The organism is Thermoleptolyngbya sp. C42_A2020_037 (assembly GCF_015272455.1).
GTDB lineage: Bacteria > Cyanobacteriota > Cyanobacteriia > Elainellales > Elainellaceae > Thermoleptolyngbya.
Window position 1 is genome coordinate 19,328 of record NZ_JACYLP010000032.1, and the last position, 18,259, is coordinate 37,586.

Genomic DNA, 18,259 nt, shown 5'->3' on the forward strand with positions numbered 1-18,259 from the left:
GGGTGGGCAGCGCATCGCGTCGTCCATCCTTATGCCTTGTGCCACGCCTTGTGCCGACCTATGCCGAAAGATTGTTCCCGAATCGCGTCACGTCTAGCACCATGCCCTCACGGGCTAGCTTCACATTGGGATAGCGAGACTGCACATCCTGCTCGATGCTGTCTAGAAAATCGTCCTCGTGGGCCGGGTCGTGATGGAACATGATGACCTGTTTGACCCTGGCGGCGATCGCCAGATCGATTCCTGACTGCCAGCCGTGGTTCTGTTCTCCGGTGGCTGCTTCGGGGTCAACCAGGGCGTGATCGCTGATGTAGGCTGCGTCGTAAATCAGCAGGTCAGCATCCTGCGCCAGATATTTCAGGTTTTGCTCGACCGAATCGGGCGATCGCTCGGTATCGGTGGCATAGACCACCGAATAGCCGCCCCAAGTGACGCGATAGCCCAGCGCCCCATTGGGTCGATTGAGCGACACAGCTTCCACCGTCACATCCTCAACCGGAATCACCGACCCCGGCACGATATCGACAAACTTCAAGTCGGCTTGCATCACCTGCAACGGCACGGGAAAATTGGGCCGCAGCATTTGGTCTGAGAGGCGCTGCTTGATTGACGCGCCATTTGGGCCGGCTGCCCCATAGATATAAAAGCAATTTCCTGATACAAACGCGGGCGCAAAAAACGGAAATCCCTGGATACGATCCCAGTGCGTGTGGGTAAAAAACAGGTGCGCTTCGACAGGCATTTCATCACGCAGATGCTTGCCCAGCAGGCGCAGTCCCGTCCCTCCGTCGAAAATAATTCGCTGCCCGGCGACTTGCATCTCTACGCAGGGCGTATTGCCTCCATAGCGCACCATCTCGACACCTGGCGTGGGCACACTGCCGCGAACGCCCCAAAATTTAACCGTAAAGGTTTGGGGGTCTATCTGCATAACTTGAGGAGTGTCCGCGACCGCATAGAAACCAACCGAGGAAATATTAAAACCGGACATGGGAGGTCAAACGTACGGGCCTTGCCGAGGATATGTCGCACGAGAGCAACTGGGTTGTGAGTCGAGCCTCAGTGGGCGATCGCCCCAGACCGATTCACCCAAGTCGAGCCTCAGCGATAGATTTAGCATTCCCTGATTTAACCAGTTTGGCTCATGGGATGCACAGATTTACCCGTCCATCCAGTTGACTTTATGACATGACTGCATAAAGCTCCGGATAAATTCACAGCACTCCGGATACTATTGCTCCGAATACCATTGCTCCGAATACCATTGCTCCGAATGCTATTCCTGAGCAAGCTCTGGGCAAGACGCTCCAGTTTGCGAGATGTGTCAGAACAAGTGCCATGCACCTCAGTATAAATGCCCCCCATCCAAATTGACTGCTTCCCGTCACCCCACAAGGCGTTACAGCAGTGCAGCCAAGACAGCGGTGCAGCCATGCAAGCGGACTCTAGATACGACTCATCAAAGCAACGCAGCCGATTGGCAGGGATGTAATGCAGATTTTACCGTAAGAGATAAAAACGAAGACCGCTTCCTCAGCAGAAAGCGGCCTGAACGTTAGGTTCCCTGCGGGTGATCCTAGGCAGTGTAGCCTTTGTGCGATCGCACGAGCCGCAGTAGCAAACGGGTCGAAAGCAAGGCCTGGAACGATCGAGCGCCACAGGCCTCTAATCCAGATCCGCACTAGGGGTGGAACAGCAGATCCGGGAAGAAGCGGTTGAACTCAATCAGAATGCCAGCCGTGATGAACATCCAGATCGTTGCCAGCACGGGGGCCGTCGAGAGGTACTTCAAGAAATACTGCATGAACAATGCTCCGAAACGTGAAAGACGTTAGCTTGAGAGACCGTTGAAAACCTGGTTGAAATCCTGTAAAAACGCGAGATGTGCAGGCCGCACCAAGGCGAGAGCGCCTAGCGAGGGGACACCGTGATTTCGTTGTCGGGGGCAGTCAGCTTACCCGTGGTAAACTCCTGCACCGCAGCCAGCGGCCACAGCAGCCCGGTCGTCATGAATTTCACAGCGCGGGGCACGTCGATGATGATTTCAGCCATTTCAGGCTCTTTGTCGCCACGCACCGAAATCACGTAGGCGCGACCGACCCAGCCAATCCACCCGGCAATATAGAGGAACAAAATGCTAGGAATGAGAAACTCGCCCGCATGGGAGAGGCTGCCGTCTACGATTAGATGGGGCAGGCCGTCTTCGCCGCACAGCACAGAGGAATAAGACTGGAATCGGGCTTTGGCTTGGGCCGTGACAGCCTTAGCAGCACGCGCCTGAAACGCTGGCGAATCGGCGCAGGGGGTCAGGTTATAGGCGGAGGCAGGGGCAGCGAACCCTCCCCACAAGGAAACCGCCAATACGAGGGCAAATAGCTGAGCAAACAACTTGCGCATGGAATTGCTTCCCTTGTTACAAAATGCAACGACTTATTACAAACAATTAAGATGCTTTTAGAACAGCATTCACGCTTTGGAGCGATCATACTCCGCAAGCGAAGCGTGACCACGTTAAGCTTTTAGAAAATTGACAAGCGCTCAAGGAAAATCGCTGGCAATTGCCAGAAGCCTTGATAGGATTAGCTCTTGACGACTTTTGATATTAGCTTGAAGCGGGTACAGGCGCTACAAAAGTTCAAAGAACTCTACATTTGGGGTTGGGCGGGAAGTGGAGTATTCGAGTTAGGAACCAAGCTTGAGATGCCAACGGTTTTAGCGTTAGAGACAAGTTGTGATGAAACCGCAGTGGCGGTGGTGCGCGATCGCCATCTGTTGAGCAACGTGGTGTCGTCACAAATCCAGGTTCACCAGCAGTATGGCGGTGTGGTGCCGGAGGTGGCCTCGCGGCAGCATTTAGAGGCAATGAACTGGGCGATCGCCCAAGCATTGGCCGATAGCGGGCTGGGCTGGGCAGGCATTGACGGCGTGGCAGCGACCTGTGCGCCGGGGCTGGTGGGGGCGCTGCTGGTGGGGCTGACGGCTGCTAAAACGCTGGCCATACTGCACAACAAGCCGTTTATTGGCGTGCATCATCTGGAAGGGCATATCTATGCCTCCTATCTCAGCGAACCGCAGCTAGAGCCGCCGTTTCTCTGTTTGTTGGTATCGGGCGGTCATACCAGTCTGATTTACGTTAAGGGCTGCGGCCAGTATGAAACGCTGGGCGAAACCCGCGACGATGCTGCTGGAGAAGCCTTTGATAAAGTGGCGCGGCTGATGGGGCTGGGCTATCCGGGCGGGCCGGTGATCGATCGCCTGGCAAAAGACGGCAATCCGCAGGCGTTTGCGCTGCCGGAGGGCAAAATTTCCCTGCCAGAGGGCGGCTATCATCCCTACGATTCCAGCTTTAGCGGGCTAAAAACGGCGATGCTGCGATTGACCCAGAGTTTGCAAAACTCGTCTAAACTGCTGCCCGTAGCTGACCTGGCCGCCAGCTTTCAAGACACGGTGGCGCGATCGCTCACCAAACGGGCGATCGCCTGTGCTAAAGATTATGGACTGGGGGCGATCGCCGTTGGAGGCGGGGTCGCGGCCAACAGCGGTCTGCGGCTGAGGCTCCAGGAAGCGGCTGAGGCAGAAAATCTGCGCGTCCTCTTCCCACCGCTCAAGTTTTGCACCGACAACGCCGCCATGATTGCCTGCGCCGCTGCCGACCACCTGAAGCACGGGCACACCTCGCCGCTGACGCTGGGCGTACAGTCTCGATTGCCGCTGTCGCAGGTGATGTCGCTCTATCAGTCGGGGGGCTATTCGTCGGGCTGAGGGCTGATGTCTGGGTCTGGCAGCAAGTAGCCCGCCGCAACTGCCTGGTGAATTAAAGCCTCTACAACTGGCCAGAGTGCAGGAGTGCCCCGCTTCACGGGCTGCATTCGCCACAAAACACGATCGCGCGTGATGCCATGTTGCTTCCAGGTGCCGCCCTCGGTTTGCAGGTTATGCAAAAACGGCTGGAGGCGATCGAGTGCGTGGGCAAACTGAGCATCGACGGTTTCGCCCGCTTCAAATTCTTCCCAGCAGGTGCGGAGAGTTTGTCCCAGGTCGGGCGGCAGCAGACCAAACAGGCGGTTGGCGGCAGCCTGTTCACGCTCAGCTTTGTCCTGGTTAGCCTGTCTGTCAAACGCGAAGGTGTCGCCCGCATCGATTTCTACCAGGTCGTGCAGCAGCACCATCTGCACCACCCGCGACAGGTCGATTGGGGCGGGCGCGTATTCTGCCAGGGCGATCGCCATCAGGGCCAGATGCCACGAGTGTTCGGCGCTGTTTTCTCGGCGCGAGGCATCGGTCAGCAAGGTCTGGCGCAGCACGCCTTTCAACTTGTCGATTTCCAGAACAAACTGGATTTGCTGGGCGAGACGAGTCGGCGCAAGGTCAAAATCAAAACCCGAAAATTCCATCGTGAGGCGGCAAAAGCGAGTCCAGCTCTCACCCTAGCACTTGCGCCCGCCTGCTAAACCTAAGAACGCGGCGCATACATCATCACGCAAACGCCCAACAGCACAATGGCGCTGCCCAGCCAGTCCAGTCGATCGGGCGCAAGACCATCAACCTGCCAGCCCCACAGCAGCGACAGCACGATGAACACGCCGCCATAGGCCGCATAGGCCCGTCCAAAATTCGCAGGCTGCTGCGTCGCTACAAAGCCATACACCGTCAGCAGCACCGTGCCCACCAAAATCAGCACCGATGGCCTGCCTTCGCGCACTGCCAGCCAAACCAGATAGCCGCCGCCAATTTCGCACAGCCCCGACAGAATGAAAAAACCTAGAGATTGCAGCATGGACTACTCCACTGCTTCCAGTTGGCGAATTAGGGTTTGGGTAAAGTGATAGCCTTCCCGGTTGCCCTGCTGCTGGAAGAGGTCTAGCGCTCGCTGCAAGTCGTCTAGTCCGGCCTGGCGATCGCCCTGCTCAAATCGCAGCAGCCCACGATTGCCGTAGGCTTCAGCAAAATTGGGATTTAGGGCGATCGCCTGATTATAATCACTCAGTGCCCCACGCCAATCTCCCAGCGCCGTCCGCACCTTGCCCCGGTTGTAATGCAAGTCTGCGTTTTGGGCATTGAGCGCAATAGCCTGGTCAAAGTCTTGCAGGGCATTTTGAAGATTACCTAACATCAGGTGAGCCACAGCGCGATCGCCATAGGCCTGAGCATGGGTCGGGTCGAGCGCGATCGCCCGACTCAGATCCGCAATTGCGCCCTGCGGACGACCGACATCGATCTGGGCTTCACCGCGACTGTAAATCGCTCTGACGTTTTCTGGCTCTAGCCGAAGGGCTTGCTCAAAATCGGCGATCGCCTGGTCAAAATTGCCGACATCGTGGTGTGCCTGTCCGCGATGCAGATAGGCAGTGGTGAGGGTTGGATCTTGCTGGAGCGCCAGGGTAAAAGCGGCGATCGCCTCTCGGAAGTTGCCGCGATCTGCCGCTTGCCGTCCCTGACGCAGCAAATCTTCGGCACGGGCTTCGGCCACATCAGCTTCTGCAATGCTGAGTGTCCTCCGAGCAACGGCAGCACTCGGCGCAGCGATTACCCAAAGGCTCAAACCCAGAGACACAATCAGGCTCAGGGTCTTGACCATAAACGAACCTCCGCTTCTCCGAGGGTGTGCAGTTTTTTGTATGTTTGAAAAGCCGCAGACGCTATAAAGCTACAGCAGCCCCAGCGAGTGGAGCGGGCCGTGACCGCTAATCAATTCCACCAGCAGCGCCAGGAAGCCCAGCATTGCCAGCCGTCCATTCCAGACCTCCGCAGCCGTGGTCATCCCCCACTCCCAGCGCTCTGGCGGGTAGATCTTGGTGGTTTCGGCGGGGCGGGCGATCTGATCCAAGGTCAGGTTGGGCGAATTCAGCGCGTCCACCACCATCTCCGCCAGGTCGTTGATGAAGACCGGATGGGTGTTGAGGGCAGGCACTCGCTGAAAATTGTGAATCCCCGCTTCTTCAGCAATCTCGCGGTATTCGATGTCGATTTCTTGCAGCGTTTCGATATGCTCTGACACAAAGCTGATGGGCACGACCAGGAGATGCTGAACGCCCTGAGCAGCCAGTTCGGCGATCGCATCTTCGGTGTAGGGCCGGAGCCACTCCACCGGGCCCACGCGGCTTTGGTAGGCCAGCGTATGGGAATTGGGACGATTCAGCGTCCGCAGGATTAGCTCCGTGCATTCCTCAATCTCGCGCTGGTAGGGGTCGCCCGCCTCTTCGACATAGCTCAGCGGCACGCCGTGGGCGCTAAAGAAGATGTGAACCGCGTCAGGATTCTCAAACTGATCTAACTGCTGGGCAATTAGATCCGCCATTGCTCGCAGGTAGCCGGGGCGCTTGTACCAGGAGGTGATTACCGTGTGGTCGATCCGTTGCAGCGCGGGATCTTCTGACCAAATTTTTTCGAGCAGGCGGAAGGAGGAACCACTGGTGCTGATGGAAAACTGCGGGTAAAGCGGCAAAATCACCAGCCGATCGACCCCATCGCGCTTGATGCGGGCGATCGCCTCTTCCGTAAAGGGATACCAGTAGCGCATCCCAATGTAGACCTGCGCCTCCTGTCCTTTTTGCTGAAGCTCAGCTTGCAGCGCTTGCCCTTGCTCCTCAGTAATCCGCCGCAGCGGAGAACCGCCGCCGATCTGGCGATAGTTTTCCTGAGATTTTCGGGTGCGGCTGTTGGCGATTAGCCAGGCCAATGGCTTTTGCAGCCAAGGAAACGGCAGCCGAATAATTTCCGGGTCGGAAAACAGGTTATAGAGGAACGGGCGCACATCCTCTAGCTGATCCGGCCCTCCCAGGTTTAATAGCAAAACCCCAACACGACCCATAGTGACTACGGCTTCCCTTGGCTTTAATATTTGTTACTGATTTTAACAACGATTCAACCTGAGAGACTTTCTCAACTACGCCGAACTCCAAAAGCTTAAACGTTCGTAACATTTTCGGCATTGCCGTCTATCAAACTGTCTATAGTGCAATAGAACTATCTTCGGTAAAATTCTCTTGCGACAGAACGATTCACCACAAATTCGAGTACGAGTCTACACGGTATGGACACGGCGATATGAATGTAGCGGTATGAACATAGCAGTGTAGACCTATAAGAAACTTAGCGGCTAATGCCCCAATCGTCCAACCAATGTTGGATTGGCAATTTCGGATTGGCGATTTTGGAACCACCGTACCATCACTACACCCCAGCTACTCAACCCAAAATCCAAAACCCAAAATCCAAAACTCAAAATCCTCCACTCCCTGACTTCCCCATGCCCAGCCTCGACGATCGCATCCAGCAAACCAACCAGCGCCTCAAAGCCGCGAAAATGGGGCTGCAAGTTGAGCGGCGGGGCGACAAGCTGAGCCTGCGGGGGACGCTGCCGCCACGACCGGGCAGCCATCGGCTGAATCCGCACCAGCAGCGCATCAGCCTGAACCTTCCCGCCACCCATGATGGACTGAAGCAAGCGGAAACCGAAGCCAAAATTATCGCCGCCCAGCTTTTGCAAAACTGCTTCGATTGGCACAATTATCTGCCTGTGAAGGGCGGCGGACGGTTGAGCCAGATGGACTTGTCGGAAAAGCTGGCGGCGTTTCAGCAGGAGTTTTGGACGCGGCAAGAGGGTGCAGCAAATCCCGCTTCGGTGCGGACGACGTGGGAGAAGGCCTACGCGCCGTATTTGAAGAAGCTGGAGGCGATCGCCCAAGCTCGCCCCAACCTCAGCCTCGCCGAAGCCATCTACGCCACGGTGCAAGCTACCCGTCCCAACACCCGTAGCCGCCAAATCTGCTGTACCGCCCTCGGCGCACTGGCAGACTTTCTGCACATCGAGCTACCCATCGACCTGAAAACCTACTGGGGCAACTACGGCAACAGCAAAACCCAACTGCGCCAGTTGCCGACCGAAGCCGACATCCTCGCCGCCTACGAGCAAATCCCCAACCCCACCTGGCGCTTTGTGTTTGGCATTATGGCGACCTACGGCTTGCGAAACCACGAGGTGTTTTTTTGCGACTATGATGCGCTGCGGCAGGGCGACCCCAGTGGCGTGATCGAGGTACAGGACACTACGAAAACCGGAGTGCATCAGGTTTGGCCATTTCCGGTGGAATGGGTGGATCGGTTTAGCTTGCGCGAAGTGATGCTGCCACCGATCACCACTGATCTCCGTCAGACGACGCTACAGCGCATTGGGCAGCAGGTCGCCACCCAGTTTCGCCGCTATGACCTGCCCTTTTCGCCCTACGATTTGCGCCATGCCTGGGCCGTGCGAACCATCCATGTGGGGCTACCCGACACCGTCGCCGCTCGCATGATGGGTCACTCCGTCGCCGTTCACACGCGCACCTATCACCGCTGGATCACCCGGCGCGACCAGCAGATGGCGGTGGAGGCGGCCTTGCGACGCAGCGAGGTTTGGGGCGATGAAAAGGCGGATCAGCCTAGCTTAGGTTAGAGTTCAGCCTGGATCTGCCCTTTCTAGAATTAACTAATCCGGTGAACTCAGGCAAGTCCCCAATTTAACGGGCGATCGCCCCACAAGTTAGCCCCTCTAAGACTTGCTAAAAGGCGAATTCTGGCAGGTTAATGCTGAACAGCGAGTCGAGAACGCCTGATTTTTCAGTGGATTTCTCAGTCGGTGGGGGCTGGCCGAGGGAGGGGCTAGAAGGGCTGGGCAAATCGCCACCTACGGCTAGGTTGGTGGCTGAGGCGGTAGGCGGCGGAGTCGGTGAATTGAGGGCAACGGGCTGGTTCGTTTGGGTGCGGTAGTGTTCGTGGGCGCGGGCGATGTTGCTCCGCAACGCTAGCGCGATCGCCCTCATGCGGCGATCCTGGTCGCGGGAAATGCTGTCGGCGGTGTTGCCCAGGCCGGGCGCATTCCACTGCTGCGTATCAGGGTCGATGAAGGCGCGGGTGCGGGCCCACAGAATTGCCGATTCGCCCTGCATTCCCTGCCGCCGCGCTTCGGCTAGCCAGTCGATATAGCCGCCCCGATCGAGCGCGGCCATGGGGGCCTGGTTTGCCAGGTCGATGCCGTTTAGCAATTCCTCCAGGCTAAGAGAAATGCCGTGGCTGGCTGCCTTGCGCTGGAGCAGGTCGGCCTGTTTTTGCAGCCGTCGAAGCTGGCGTTCGTCGGCCTCCTCTGGGGAGCTTGCGCCGTGCTGATAGGAAAAGCTGCCCAGATTCCACACGCCGTTGCCGGGGTCGGTGTGGCCGTAATAGGCTTTGGTGCGCTGGCCGTCGGCGGCGCGAGTCCCTTCGGCGCTGCCCACAACCCGCGCCACCAGGGAGTCTGCGCCGCCGTGAAACAGGGCTTCCAGTTCGCCGTTGGCGGGCTTTGGAACTGGCGGAGCAAGGCCGAGTAGCCGCGCTGCACCGTTTATCGCTTGATCTAATGCCTGATTTACTGGGAAAGGCTGCGGTTCTTCGGCTTTTTGCTGGGCCAGATGACCAGCGGGCACATCAAACCGCAGTTCAACTGATTTTGACCCTGATGGCGCAATGGGTAGGGTCAGGGATTCTTCAGGAGAGGCGGGCTGACTCGTCGCCACCAGAGCCGGAGCCGCAGACGGACGGGGGTTCGCAGGTTGGGGAAAGGGCTGGGGAAAGGGCTGAGGAAAGGGCTGAGCAATTGCCTCGAAGCCGCCCGTCGGCGGCGGGGGCGGCAACTCCGGATTGGCCCGCGAAGCCTCCTGCATCGGTGGCTCGGTCGCATTCGCGGGCACTTGCAGGGGCACATCCAGCGGCGGCTCCAGCACGGCCGTTGGAGTTGCGCTCGCAGACGGCTCTACCGATGACGGCTGCACCACCGCCATCTCAAAACTCAGCGCCAGGTCATCGGCATGGGCAGCGGTCGATTCACCTAGGGCGATCGCCACCGCGCCCAGCAGCAAGAGGGTACGGTTCATGAGAGAGAAAATGGGCTTTTTGTAGGGCGTTGGGGGGACTGGGGATTCTGCCGGTGAGTCTTGCCGCTACTTACTAAGCATTCGCTCCAGCATTTCCTTGGAAGGTTCCACCAGGGCCCAAGTGCCGTCGGGCTGGCGGCGGAGGGCGGCGAAGTGGAGGTAGTCAGCAGAGCCAAGGGTGTCACCGCTGCGGACTCGCCCAGTTTTGCCAGACTTGAGTCCGCACAGGCGAAACAAGTAAGCGGGCACGTCGGGTGTGGAGTAGATGTAGCAGCCTGGTACGTCGTTGGACTGTACCTCGCCATCAAAGGGGAGATAGACGCGATCGCCCTTCATCTCGATGGAGATGTCGCCCAGCCCGCCCACGATGCGGTGTTTGCCGACGGTGCTGCCAAGCTGCAATTCCCAGCTTTGCTGAATCGGCACGGTTCGCACTGGGCGAGGGGCTTGGGAACAGGCAGTCCCCAGCAGGGCGATCGCCATCAGGCTCACCCAGGTTTTGCACCAGCATCCCTTGAAAGGAGGTTTATTGGAAGCTAAAGCGATACCCGGCATACTCGTTGCCCTCGTAGAGAATAACGAGGCGAGTCTGCGGGTCAAAAGCGAGCGGATAGACCTGGCGCTCGGCGGCCACGCCCGCCCTCACCTGAATGTTTTGCAATTGGCAATAGGGAGCGCCTGCGATTTGCGTAATGCGATCGCGGCTGTCGCGTTCGGGCACCGTGAGCAACTGGGCAAGCTGTTCGCGGGAGAGGGCGACCTGCTGATTCACCGTGCCCTGGCAGGCTTCGTGATGGCTGCCGGAGGCAACCGGCGACACCATGCCACGCAAATCGACCAGCAGCCCTGCCATTGCAATCACCATACCGCCAAGTAGCACCGGGTTGAGCGTGGGTCGATCTAGACTGTGATGCTCTAGATTACGGCGCTTCATCGTTGCCACCCTCCCCGACCATCACCAGGCCGCTGAAGACAATCAGGAGCCACATTACGCCAAGTAAAACTGAGGTCATAGCACGCGCCCTCCAATCAATAGCCCAAGGAAGATGAGAAAAATGCGGTAGCCCCAGGTAACGCTGGTGTGGGGGGCGACGGTGGTGCGATAGATGGCTAGGGCTGCCGGGGCGACAATCAGGAGGGCAACGGGTAGCCAGAAGCCTGCATTCATTGCCAGCAGCCAGTCTGCGCCGATACGGGCGATCGCCGCGCCAATCAGCAGCACCGCAGAGGTCTGCATCGAGGGGGCTGCTGTCATGGGCGACCGACCTGCCGTGGCGGCGGTGCTTTGCCGCTGCATCGAGCGGGCCGTCCGCTGGCGATCGCTCGGCAATAGCACCTGGTTGACCAGCGCCAGCAAGCCCCGCAGCGCCCGCTGAGTCGTTGTCAGTGCGATTGCGATTGCCGAAGAGGGCGCTGGCGTAAGCCCCGTAGAGCGATATCGCTGCCCCTGGCCAGCCGAACCTGTGCTGCGCCCATCGCTCCGATGCCGCAGACTTTGGGCCATCCATTCGGCATCGCGCTCCGCCTGGAACAGGTCAACCGGACGCTTGGTGACCACAAATGCGCCTCGTTCGTCTCGTTGCACGAGGGGCACCTCCGTGTCTAGGTATTCGCAGAGGGCAGGCAGATCAGTCACCTCGCCTGCAAAGATGTGCCGCTGGGTGTCCAGGTCTTTCCAGTCGCGTTCTAGCTTTTGGGCGATCGCCTTTAGCTCCAGCATGGCGGCTTCCTGGGCAGCAGAGAGCTGGTTGATTTCGTCTGCCTTCACTTCTAGCAGGCGCATCACTTCCGCCGCCGGGAACTCAGGACGGGTCGGCGCTTCGGGATGAGACTTGCGCCCCGATGCAGCGGCGACTGGGGGTCTGGGCGATGTAGACTCAGCAGGTGCAGCCACCGCAGTAAAGGGCGAAGAGGGCGCACTGGCGGGTGCAGGGGCCACAAAAGTTGAGGTCAACGCCGCCGACATGGCCCGCAGTGACTCGGCTGCCTGCCGAAATTGGGCGGCTTGCTGGGCTTCGGCGGCGGCCTCGCGCACAGCAGCGGTCACGTCGGCATCTGTAGGACGATTTTGCGCCGCAACGCTAGCATAATTGCGCTCTGGAGGTTTTTCTGAAGGGCGCTCTGACGGGGCTATTCCCGTAGGGATCGCTTCGCGAATCGCGCTCATCCGTCCTATCGCTGCGCTCTGGGCAGGAAACATTTCCACCATGCGGGAGGCAGGGGACGACGAGACAGCGACTTGTCCAGCCCGAATGGCCTGGAGCCGCTCCTGAATTGCGCGAATCTCGACCTGGCTGGTGGGCATAGATGTGGGTTGGGCGGCGGGGGATTCCTTCATGCGTTCAACTCCTGAAGCGTGCTGACAGTCTGAGAACCTGGGATAGCGCAGAGCAGTGAGTGGATCGATTTGCTCAGGTCTTGCTCCGTTGACTTGGAGCGCTTGCTCAGATGCGCTAAATCATGCGCTAAATCAAATGCACTAAAATCAAAGATGATACAAGTTAGTACGTAAGTACTTCCTGCTGCATACCCCTCATGGTAGCTCAAAATAGTATTTATGTACTAAATCCGTCAACCCTTTTGTCTATGTCTCTTGATTCTGGGCTTGAACGCTTGCAGTCAGTTCAGGATTGACAGGACTGATGAATCGGGTGAGTCGGCTTCTTTTGGGCTACAGTGGCGAAACCCTCCAAACTGGCCAGTCCTGTTTTTCTGTTGCTTTCAGGGCAAATTGGGGCATTCTGGAAGTCAGACCGCCGTGCGATCGCCCCGTCCTTTCTATCGGCCCTAGAATAAACAAAGCGTTGTTTGCGAAAGCCACGTTCGAGCTTGGTTCTGGTAGGACGCTCTGGGTTTTGCTAGCCCATCATCCTGCCTGAGTCGTAGACTCATGGATTTCACGCCCGTTATTGCCAGCCCGTCATTTCACGCAGAGTGCTGCACCGTCTTCCAATCTCCGTCTTCCAGTCTCTGTCTTCCAGCCTCTGTCAGTCTGCCTCGTGTTCTCTTGCTCTGCGTTTCGCCCCTGCCTTTTTTGCGTCTAGCCTTTTTGCGCCTATGACTGCGATTCAGCCCCCCGACCGCGCTGCGACCCCCGATCAATCTGCTCCAAGGTATCCGCTGTCTACGCTTAAGCGGGCCCGGCGGGCAGTCGCCTGTTCCCCCTTTTTGCTGCCGCTGTTTGCCACGATGCGCCAGGAGGGAGTGTCGCTGAGGGCGATCGCCGGATCATCGGGTGTGCAGCAGCGCTACACTCGCCGCCCGCTGGCTGAACTCGCCGCCGAAGATGCGCTGCTCTGGCTCATTGATGTCGGTGTCTTGCGGCGCGAGGTCGATGGACAGGGACTCACCGATAGCTTTCGGCTCACGCCGCTGGGCCGCATTCTGGTAGACCAGTGGGTCGAGCGCAACCGGATTCCTGCCCCAACCCTGGGCGATCGCCTCGCTAATCTGCTATCTCGCTGGTTTCGTCCACCTGCTTGGCTCCAATAGCTCATCTCCGCTCCGAAGATTTCCGCCAGTCTTTCAGGTTTTCTTGCTTCATAGGCTGTAAATCAAAACAGCGAGTCAAAACATCTCGAAACTATCTATTCCTGCGCCCGTACCCTGCTTCGCACCTTGTTCATGCACATCGCCCCTGCTCGCCTACGCTCTTTCGGAGGTCTTGGATGAAAGCCATCATGGTGGTAGGAACCGCGTCTCATGTCGGAAAGTCTATGCTGACGGCGGCCCTGTGCCGCATCCTGAGTCGCCGGGGCTGGCGGGTTGCGCCATTCAAGGGGCAAAACATGGCGCTCAATGCCTACGTCACAGCGACAGGTGGAGAAATTGGTCATGCTCAAGCAGTGCAAGCCTGGGCGGCGGGTGTTGCGCCCCGCGTGGAGATGAACCCCATCTTGCTCAAGCCCCAGGGCGATATGACTTCGCAGGTGGTGCTGAAGGGACGGCCTGTCGGGCGGGTCAGTGCGGCTGACTATTACGCCGAATATTTCGAGCTAGGCTGGCAGGCGATCGAAGAATCTCTAGCGCGGCTGAGCGAAGAATTCGACTTGGTCGTGTGTGAGGGGGCGGGCAGCCCGGTGGAGGTGAACCTGAAAGAGCGTGACCTGACCAATATGCGCGTTGCCAACCACCTCAACGCGCCGACCCTGCTGATTGCCGATATTGAGCGGGGCGGCGTGTTTGCCCAGATTGTCGGCACGCTGGAATTGATGGAGCCAGAGGAACGTGCCCTGGTGAAAGGCATCATTATCAACAAGTTTCGTGGGCAAAAGGCGCTGCTCGACCCCGGACTCACCTGGCTAGAGGAGCGGACGGGCATCCCGGTTCTGGGGGTGATTCCCTGGATGGAGCATTCCTTTCCGGCAGAAGACTCGCTCTCGTTGTTTGACCGGGGGCAACAGAGCGGCGGCAACGAGGTAACAATTGCTGTGATTCGCCTGCCTCGCATTTCAAACTTTACCGATTTTGACCCGCTAGAGGCGGAACCTACCGTTTCAGTGAAATATATCGGGCTAAAGGATTCCCTGGGCTATCCCGATGCCGTTATTCTGCCCGGTTCCAAAACGACCATTCCTGACCTAATCGCCCTCCAGCGCACGGGGCTGGCCGAGGCGATTCAGAAATACGCTGCGGCGGGCGGAACGGTGTTGGGCATTTGCGGCGGCTATCAAATGATGGGCACGATGCTGGCTGATCCAGAAGGTGTGGAAGGTCAGGAAGGTCGCTATAAGGGGCTGGGTCTGTTGCCGATTAAGACGGTGATCACGGGGCAAAAAGTGGCGCGACAGAGGCAGGTCACGTCTAATTTTCCGCAGGTGGGGCTGCCGGTGCTGGGTTACGAAATTCACCAGGGACGCACCCATTTGTCCGATGCCGACCAGGAGCCGGAGGGGCCCGTGTTCAAGCCGCTGTTTGACGATCGCAACTTGGGTGTGGTGGATTCTACCCAGTCGCTCTGGGGGACTTATTTGCACGGTATTTTTGACAACGGCGCATGGCGGCGGGCCTGGCTGAACCGACTGCGGCAGCAGCGCGGCCTCAAGTCGCTGCCAACGGGGGTCTCCAACTATCGAGAGCAGCGGGAGTCTATGCTAGACTCTCTGGCTGATGCCTTTGAGTCTTACCTGGATTTATCGGCGCTGTCGTCTTATTTGGATGGCTGATCTTTGGATAGCTGATCCGCGTCGCCCATGAGTTTAGACATAGAAATGAGTGTAGAAATTCACTTTTTGCCCGACAATGTGACGGTGCAGGCAAATCCCGGCGAGCCGCTGCTGGAGGTGGCGGAACGGGCGGGTGTGATGATTCCCACAGGCTGTTTGATGGGGTCCTGTCATGCTTGCGAAGTGGAGGTGAATGGTGACGAGTCGGTGTGTGCCTGCATTAGTGCAGTTCCCGCAGGGGAGACCCAGCTCACCATCAACCTCTATGTTGACCCCACCTGGTAATTCTCCTGATTCATTTCCATAGTCTTCCATGATTGATGAATTTGAGTTGCCGAATGCGGTGCGGGCGGCGATCGCCCTCGGCAGCAACCTGGGTGATTCGCTGGTCATTGTCGAGTCGGCCATTGAGGCGATCGCCCGCGTTCCTGGGGTGCAGCTCATCGAGCGATCGCATTTGTATAAAACCGCTCCCGTCGGCCCGCCCCAGCCAGACTATATCAACGCCTGCGTGCTGGTCTATACGCTGCTGCCGCCAGACACGCTGCTGGGCGTGCTGCTCGAAATTGAGCGCCAGTTTGGGCGAGTGCGGCGAGAGCGCTGGGGGCCCCGGCTGCTGGATCTCGATCTGCTGCTCTACGGCAACCGCATGGTCAACACACCCACCCTGCAACTGCCCCATCCCCGGATGCGCGATCGCGCCTTCGTGCTATGGCCGTTGGCAGAAATTGCGCCCGACTGGGTGGAACCCGTCACCCTCAAAACCATGAAGGCCCTGCGTGACCAGATTGATGGCTCCGGCATCCAGATCATCATCACCTTAGGGCTGAACGGATGACGGGCCCGACCGCCGATCCAAATACCCACCCGCCTGTGGTGGAATGGGGCGATCGCCATCCCGCCAAAGCCCACCTGCGGACGCAAGTCTGGCAGACCCTAAGAGACAGCGGCGCAGCCCTCCGCAACCCGGTGGGTCATATTCCCCACTTCGTTGGAGCCGATGCCGCCGCTGCCCAACTGGCCGCGCTTCCCGGCTGGCAGCAGGCCCGGGTCGTCAAGTGCAACCCCGACCGTCCCCAGACCCCCGTGCGGCTGCGGGCGCTGCAAGACGGCAAGCGACTCTATATGGCCGTGCCGCGCCTCACCCGCCACCAGTGTTTCGTCGAACTTGACCCGGCCGACTTGCAGCATCGGGGCATTCCCCTCAAGCAGGTTGCCGCCATGCGTCAGGCGCTCATCCACGGCCGCCTGGTCAGCTTTGACGAGATGCAGCCGATTGATCTGGTCGTCGTGGGCAGCGTCGCCGCTACGACCGCGGGCGGGCGCACGGGCAAGGGCGCGGGCTTCGCCGACCTGGAACTGGCGATGCTGCAACAGTTCAACCTGCTGAAGCCCGACACGCAAATCGTTACCACGATCCACCCGCTGCAACTGGTGGACGCAGCCCAACTGCCCGTGGAACCGCACGACTGGCCGCTGGACTGGGTGATCACGCCAGAAGGGGCGATCGCCACTCATCACATATTCCCTAAGCCCACTGGCATCAACTGGGCCGCCGTCCAGCCCGATCAATACCGCAAGATTCCGATTTTGCGGGCGCTGCGAGAAGAGCGGTTGGCCGATCAGGAGTCAGAGTGATAGACGTTGGGTGATTTTGGGATAAAAGGGCGATCGCCCGCGTGGGTCACGCTGCCCAGGTAACTCTGTCCCGTAGATGGGCATACTCATACAGAAGACGCAATCGCAAATTCCACAATCCTTCCTATTTCCCTCTTCGTTCTTCGTTCTTCGTTCTTCCTTCTTCGTTTTTCCCTCTTCCCTCTTCCCACCCATGCTCCCCCCCGAAGCCCTGGACAAAATCCGCCAGCAATTTGACCACGCGCCCTATCCCCGCGTGCCGCTGGATCAGTCGCCCAAGGACGATCCAAATTCTCTATTCAAGCACAGCCTGATAACGGCCTACTACCGTCGCGATGGCCGCGTCATCGACCCACAAGATCGGCTGATTTTAGATGCGGGCTGCGGCAGCGGCTACAAGTGTCTGATGCTGGCGGAGGCCAATCCGGGCGCAAAGATTGTCGGCATGGACTTGTCGGAAAAATCGGTGGAGCTAACCCGCCAGCGGCTGGCTTACCACGGGTTTGACCAAGTGGAATGCTACGCCGGTCTGATCGAGGAATTGCCGCAACTGGGAATGCAGTTCGACTACATCAACTGCGATGAGGTGCTGTACCTGCTGCCCGACCCGCTGGCGGGGTTGCAGGCGATGCGCTCGGTCCTCAAGCCGGACGGCCTCTTGCGGGTGAATCTGCACAGCGCTTATCAGCGTCGCCGCTATTACCAAGCGCAGGATTTGTTCCGAATGCTGGGGCTAATGGAGGGCAACCCAGAAGAGCTAGAAGTCGGGCTGGTGCATGAAACCATGAACGCCCTCCAGGATCATGTCGTCCTGAAAACGACCACCTGGCATCCGATTTACGATCAGCAGCCAGAGGGTGTGCTGGTCGATCATCTGCTGCTGGGCGACAAGGGCTATACCATTCCTGATCTGTTCGGGTTGCTAAAGTCGGCAGACCTAGAACTGATCAGCATGGTGAACTGGCTGCATTGGGATTTGCGCGACCTGTTCCAAAATCCCCATGCGCTGCCGGAGCCGTGGAACCAACTGGTGCCCAATTGCTCGATCGAAGACCAGCTTTATTTCTACGAACTGCTGAATCCGGTGCATCGCCTGCTGGATGCCTGGTGCGGCGTTGCCACCGAAGCGGAACCGCCCGACTCGCCCCCAGACCGGACATTGCAAAACTGGGCGCTGAGCGACTGGCAGCGGGCGACCCTGCACCTGCATCCCCAACTCCGCACCGAGCGAGTGCGTCAGGCACTATTGGCGGCGTGTCAGGCTTCTCAGCCGTTTGAAATAAGTCGCCACCTCAGCCAAGTTTCGCCAACGCCCGTGGTGCTGAGCAGCAGTCAGGCACTCTCGCTGCTGCCGCTGTGGGACGGGCCGCACTCCATCGCGGCGATCGCCCATCAGTATCAGCGCTTCCACCCCGTCCAACTGCCTAGCCTGGAACCGATGACCCCGGATGCTGCCCTGGGGCAAGCGGTTGAGCTGATCAAGCGGCTAGAGCGGTGTTTGTTTGTCCTGGTTGAGCTTTAAAGCAATGGCGTGATGCAACAACATCAACGTCTACTCATCTGAGC

At 58.6% G+C, this 18,259-nt stretch carries 20 protein-coding genes; 9 read left to right on the forward strand and 11 right to left on the reverse strand.

Translation table 11 applies throughout. The annotated features are described in order from the left end of the window. Window positions 1-58 precede the first annotated feature (58 nt). Entirely contained in the window at window positions 59-931 is an 873-nt protein-coding gene (locus IGS16_RS09705; protein ID WP_297085176.1) for an MBL fold metallo-hydrolase, read from the reverse strand. A 58-nt stretch (window positions 932-989) separates the two neighbouring features. Here IGS16_RS09705 and IGS16_RS09710 point away from each other — a divergent pair, with 58 nt between their 5' ends. After that, entirely contained in the window at window positions 990-1,127 is a 138-nt protein-coding gene (locus IGS16_RS09710; protein WP_297085177.1) for a hypothetical protein, read from the forward strand. Window positions 1,128-1,681: 554 nt separating this feature from the next. Here IGS16_RS09710 and psaJ read toward each other — a convergent pair. Together psaJ and IGS16_RS09720 are read right to left on the reverse strand one after the other, a co-directional pair. Next, window positions 1,682-1,804: a photosystem I reaction center subunit IX gene (psaJ, locus tag IGS16_RS09715; protein ID WP_068509544.1), complete on the reverse strand. Its 123-nt coding sequence runs from the start codon at window positions 1,802-1,804 to the stop codon at window positions 1,682-1,684. Window positions 1,805-1,911: 107 nt separating this feature from the next. After that, window positions 1,912-2,397, reverse strand: coding sequence for a Photosystem I reaction center subunit III (locus IGS16_RS09720; protein ID WP_068509541.1), 486 nt, complete (start codon window positions 2,395-2,397; stop codon window positions 1,912-1,914). A 303-nt stretch (window positions 2,398-2,700) separates the two neighbouring features. Here IGS16_RS09720 and tsaD point away from each other — a divergent pair, with 303 nt between their 5' ends. After that, window positions 2,701-3,762 carry a tRNA (adenosine(37)-N6)-threonylcarbamoyltransferase complex transferase subunit TsaD gene (gene tsaD, locus IGS16_RS09725; protein ID WP_297085178.1) on the forward strand — a complete coding sequence of 354 codons (1,062 nt, stop codon included), beginning with the start codon at window positions 2,701-2,703 and terminating at the stop codon, window positions 3,760-3,762. Here the strand turns inward: tsaD and IGS16_RS09730 are convergent. The 4 genes from IGS16_RS09730 to hemH form a co-directional block, all read right to left on the reverse strand. Beyond that, the gene (locus IGS16_RS09730; protein ID WP_297085179.1) at window positions 3,747-4,394 is read right to left on the reverse strand and encodes an HD family hydrolase; all 648 of its coding nucleotides are present in this window, start codon (window positions 4,392-4,394) and stop codon (window positions 3,747-3,749) included. The two genes, tsaD and IGS16_RS09730, sit on opposite strands and share 16 nt — an antisense overlap. Before the next feature lie 59 nt (window positions 4,395-4,453). Then, the gene (locus IGS16_RS09735) at window positions 4,454-4,777 is read right to left on the reverse strand and encodes a YnfA family protein (protein ID WP_068509534.1); all 324 of its coding nucleotides are present in this window, start codon (window positions 4,775-4,777) and stop codon (window positions 4,454-4,456) included. Between the two features lie 3 nt (window positions 4,778-4,780). Next, window positions 4,781-5,578 carry a tetratricopeptide repeat protein gene (locus IGS16_RS09740; protein ID WP_297085180.1) on the reverse strand — a complete coding sequence of 266 codons (798 nt, stop codon included), beginning with the start codon at window positions 5,576-5,578 and terminating at the stop codon, window positions 4,781-4,783. Between the two features lie 69 nt (window positions 5,579-5,647). Continuing rightward, window positions 5,648-6,811: a ferrochelatase gene (gene hemH / locus IGS16_RS09745; RefSeq protein ID WP_172358148.1), complete on the reverse strand. Its 1,164-nt coding sequence runs from the start codon at window positions 6,809-6,811 to the stop codon at window positions 5,648-5,650. A 438-nt stretch (window positions 6,812-7,249) separates the two neighbouring features. Between hemH and IGS16_RS09750 the strand changes: the two genes are divergently transcribed. Then, window positions 7,250-8,437 (forward strand): site-specific integrase, encoded by a 1,188-nt coding sequence (locus tag IGS16_RS09750; RefSeq protein ID WP_297085181.1) that lies wholly within the window; start codon window positions 7,250-7,252, stop codon window positions 8,435-8,437. 106 nt (window positions 8,438-8,543) lie between these two features. Here IGS16_RS09750 and IGS16_RS09755 read toward each other — a convergent pair whose 3' ends face one another. The 4 genes from IGS16_RS09755 to IGS16_RS09770 all read right to left on the reverse strand — a co-directional run bounded on the left by IGS16_RS09755 (window position 8,544) and on the right by IGS16_RS09770 (window position 12,228). Beyond that, window positions 8,544-9,890 (reverse strand): hypothetical protein, encoded by a 1,347-nt coding sequence (locus IGS16_RS09755; protein WP_297085182.1) that lies wholly within the window; start codon window positions 9,888-9,890, stop codon window positions 8,544-8,546. Window positions 9,891-9,956: 66 nt separating this feature from the next. Beyond that, window positions 9,957-10,445, reverse strand: coding sequence for a hypothetical protein (locus IGS16_RS09760; RefSeq protein WP_297085183.1), 489 nt, complete (start codon window positions 10,443-10,445; stop codon window positions 9,957-9,959). After that, window positions 10,417-10,824 (reverse strand): hypothetical protein, encoded by a 408-nt coding sequence (locus tag IGS16_RS09765; RefSeq protein WP_297085184.1) that lies wholly within the window; start codon window positions 10,822-10,824, stop codon window positions 10,417-10,419. Before IGS16_RS09765 ends, IGS16_RS09760 begins: the two co-directional genes overlap by 29 nt. A 75-nt stretch (window positions 10,825-10,899) precedes the next feature. Beyond that, a complete protein-coding gene (locus IGS16_RS09770; protein WP_297085185.1) occupies window positions 10,900-12,228 on the reverse strand; it encodes a hypothetical protein in 1,329 nt (442 codons plus the stop codon). Window positions 12,229-12,947: 719 nt separating this feature from the next. On the opposite strand from IGS16_RS09770, the gene IGS16_RS09775 reads away from it, so the two are divergent. The 6 genes from IGS16_RS09775 to IGS16_RS09800 all read left to right on the forward strand — a co-directional run bounded on the left by IGS16_RS09775 (window position 12,948) and on the right by IGS16_RS09800 (window position 18,215). Further along, window positions 12,948-13,382 carry an Npun_F0494 family protein gene (locus IGS16_RS09775; RefSeq protein WP_297078194.1) on the forward strand — a complete coding sequence of 145 codons (435 nt, stop codon included), beginning with the start codon at window positions 12,948-12,950 and terminating at the stop codon, window positions 13,380-13,382. A gap of 176 nt (window positions 13,383-13,558) precedes the next feature. After that, window positions 13,559-15,055 carry a cobyric acid synthase CobQ gene (gene cobQ / locus IGS16_RS09780; protein WP_297085186.1) on the forward strand — a complete coding sequence of 499 codons (1,497 nt, stop codon included), beginning with the start codon at window positions 13,559-13,561 and terminating at the stop codon, window positions 15,053-15,055. Between the two features lie 45 nt (window positions 15,056-15,100). Beyond that, window positions 15,101-15,340, forward strand: a complete 240-nt coding sequence (locus tag IGS16_RS09785; protein ID WP_367185769.1) for a 2Fe-2S iron-sulfur cluster-binding protein — start codon at window positions 15,101-15,103, stop codon at window positions 15,338-15,340. Window positions 15,341-15,368: 28 nt separating this feature from the next. Then, on the forward strand, window positions 15,369-15,893 hold the full coding sequence (gene folK / locus IGS16_RS09790; RefSeq protein WP_297085188.1) for a 2-amino-4-hydroxy-6-hydroxymethyldihydropteridine diphosphokinase: 525 nt from the start codon (window positions 15,369-15,371) through the stop codon (window positions 15,891-15,893). Beyond that, entirely contained in the window at window positions 15,890-16,693 is an 804-nt protein-coding gene (locus IGS16_RS09795; protein ID WP_297085189.1) for a 5-formyltetrahydrofolate cyclo-ligase, read from the forward strand. Before folK ends, IGS16_RS09795 begins: the two co-directional genes overlap by 4 nt. Window positions 16,694-16,886: 193 nt before the next feature. Beyond that, on the forward strand, window positions 16,887-18,215 hold the full coding sequence (locus IGS16_RS09800) for a class I SAM-dependent methyltransferase (RefSeq protein WP_297085190.1): 1,329 nt from the start codon (window positions 16,887-16,889) through the stop codon (window positions 18,213-18,215). Window positions 18,216-18,259 lie beyond the last annotated feature (44 nt).

Excerpts from the sequence above, each read along its gene's own strand:
- IGS16_RS09755 (WP_297085182.1), bottom strand. The coding sequence starts at position 9,890 with ATGAACCGTACCCTCTTGCTGCTGGGCGCGGTGGCGATCGCCCTAGGT.
- IGS16_RS09775 (WP_297078194.1), top strand. The coding sequence starts at position 12,948 with ATGACTGCGATTCAGCCCCCCGACCGCGCTGCGACCCCCGATCAATCT.
- IGS16_RS09735 (WP_068509534.1), bottom strand. The coding sequence starts at position 4,777 with ATGCTGCAATCTCTAGGTTTTTTCATTCTGTCGGGGCTGTGCGAAATT.
- IGS16_RS09730 (WP_297085179.1), bottom strand. The coding sequence starts at position 4,394 with ATGGAATTTTCGGGTTTTGATTTTGACCTTGCGCCGACTCGTCTCGCC.
- IGS16_RS09740 (WP_297085180.1), bottom strand. The coding sequence starts at position 5,578 with ATGGTCAAGACCCTGAGCCTGATTGTGTCTCTGGGTTTGAGCCTTTGG.
- psaJ (WP_068509544.1), bottom strand. The coding sequence starts at position 1,804 with ATGCAGTATTTCTTGAAGTACCTCTCGACGGCCCCCGTGCTGGCAACG.
- IGS16_RS09800 (WP_297085190.1), top strand. The coding sequence starts at position 16,887 with ATGCTCCCCCCCGAAGCCCTGGACAAAATCCGCCAGCAATTTGACCAC.
- folK (WP_297085188.1), top strand. The coding sequence starts at position 15,369 with ATGATTGATGAATTTGAGTTGCCGAATGCGGTGCGGGCGGCGATCGCC.
- hemH (WP_172358148.1), bottom strand. The coding sequence starts at position 6,811 with ATGGGTCGTGTTGGGGTTTTGCTATTAAACCTGGGAGGGCCGGATCAG.
- IGS16_RS09765 (WP_297085184.1), bottom strand. The coding sequence starts at position 10,824 with ATGAAGCGCCGTAATCTAGAGCATCACAGTCTAGATCGACCCACGCTC.
- IGS16_RS09705 (WP_297085176.1), bottom strand. The coding sequence starts at position 931 with ATGCAGATAGACCCCCAAACCTTTACGGTTAAATTTTGGGGCGTTCGC.
- tsaD (WP_297085178.1), top strand. The coding sequence starts at position 2,701 with ATGCCAACGGTTTTAGCGTTAGAGACAAGTTGTGATGAAACCGCAGTG.
- cobQ (WP_297085186.1), top strand. The coding sequence starts at position 13,559 with ATGAAAGCCATCATGGTGGTAGGAACCGCGTCTCATGTCGGAAAGTCT.
- IGS16_RS09760 (WP_297085183.1), bottom strand. The coding sequence starts at position 10,445 with ATGCCGGGTATCGCTTTAGCTTCCAATAAACCTCCTTTCAAGGGATGC.
- IGS16_RS09750 (WP_297085181.1), top strand. The coding sequence starts at position 7,250 with ATGCCCAGCCTCGACGATCGCATCCAGCAAACCAACCAGCGCCTCAAA.
- IGS16_RS09770 (WP_297085185.1), bottom strand. The coding sequence starts at position 12,228 with ATGAAGGAATCCCCCGCCGCCCAACCCACATCTATGCCCACCAGCCAG.
- IGS16_RS09710 (WP_297085177.1), top strand. The coding sequence starts at position 990 with ATGGGAGGTCAAACGTACGGGCCTTGCCGAGGATATGTCGCACGAGAG.
- IGS16_RS09795 (WP_297085189.1), top strand. The coding sequence starts at position 15,890 with ATGACGGGCCCGACCGCCGATCCAAATACCCACCCGCCTGTGGTGGAA.
- IGS16_RS09785 (WP_367185769.1), top strand. The coding sequence starts at position 15,101 with ATGAGTGTAGAAATTCACTTTTTGCCCGACAATGTGACGGTGCAGGCA.
- IGS16_RS09720 (WP_068509541.1), bottom strand. The coding sequence starts at position 2,397 with ATGCGCAAGTTGTTTGCTCAGCTATTTGCCCTCGTATTGGCGGTTTCC.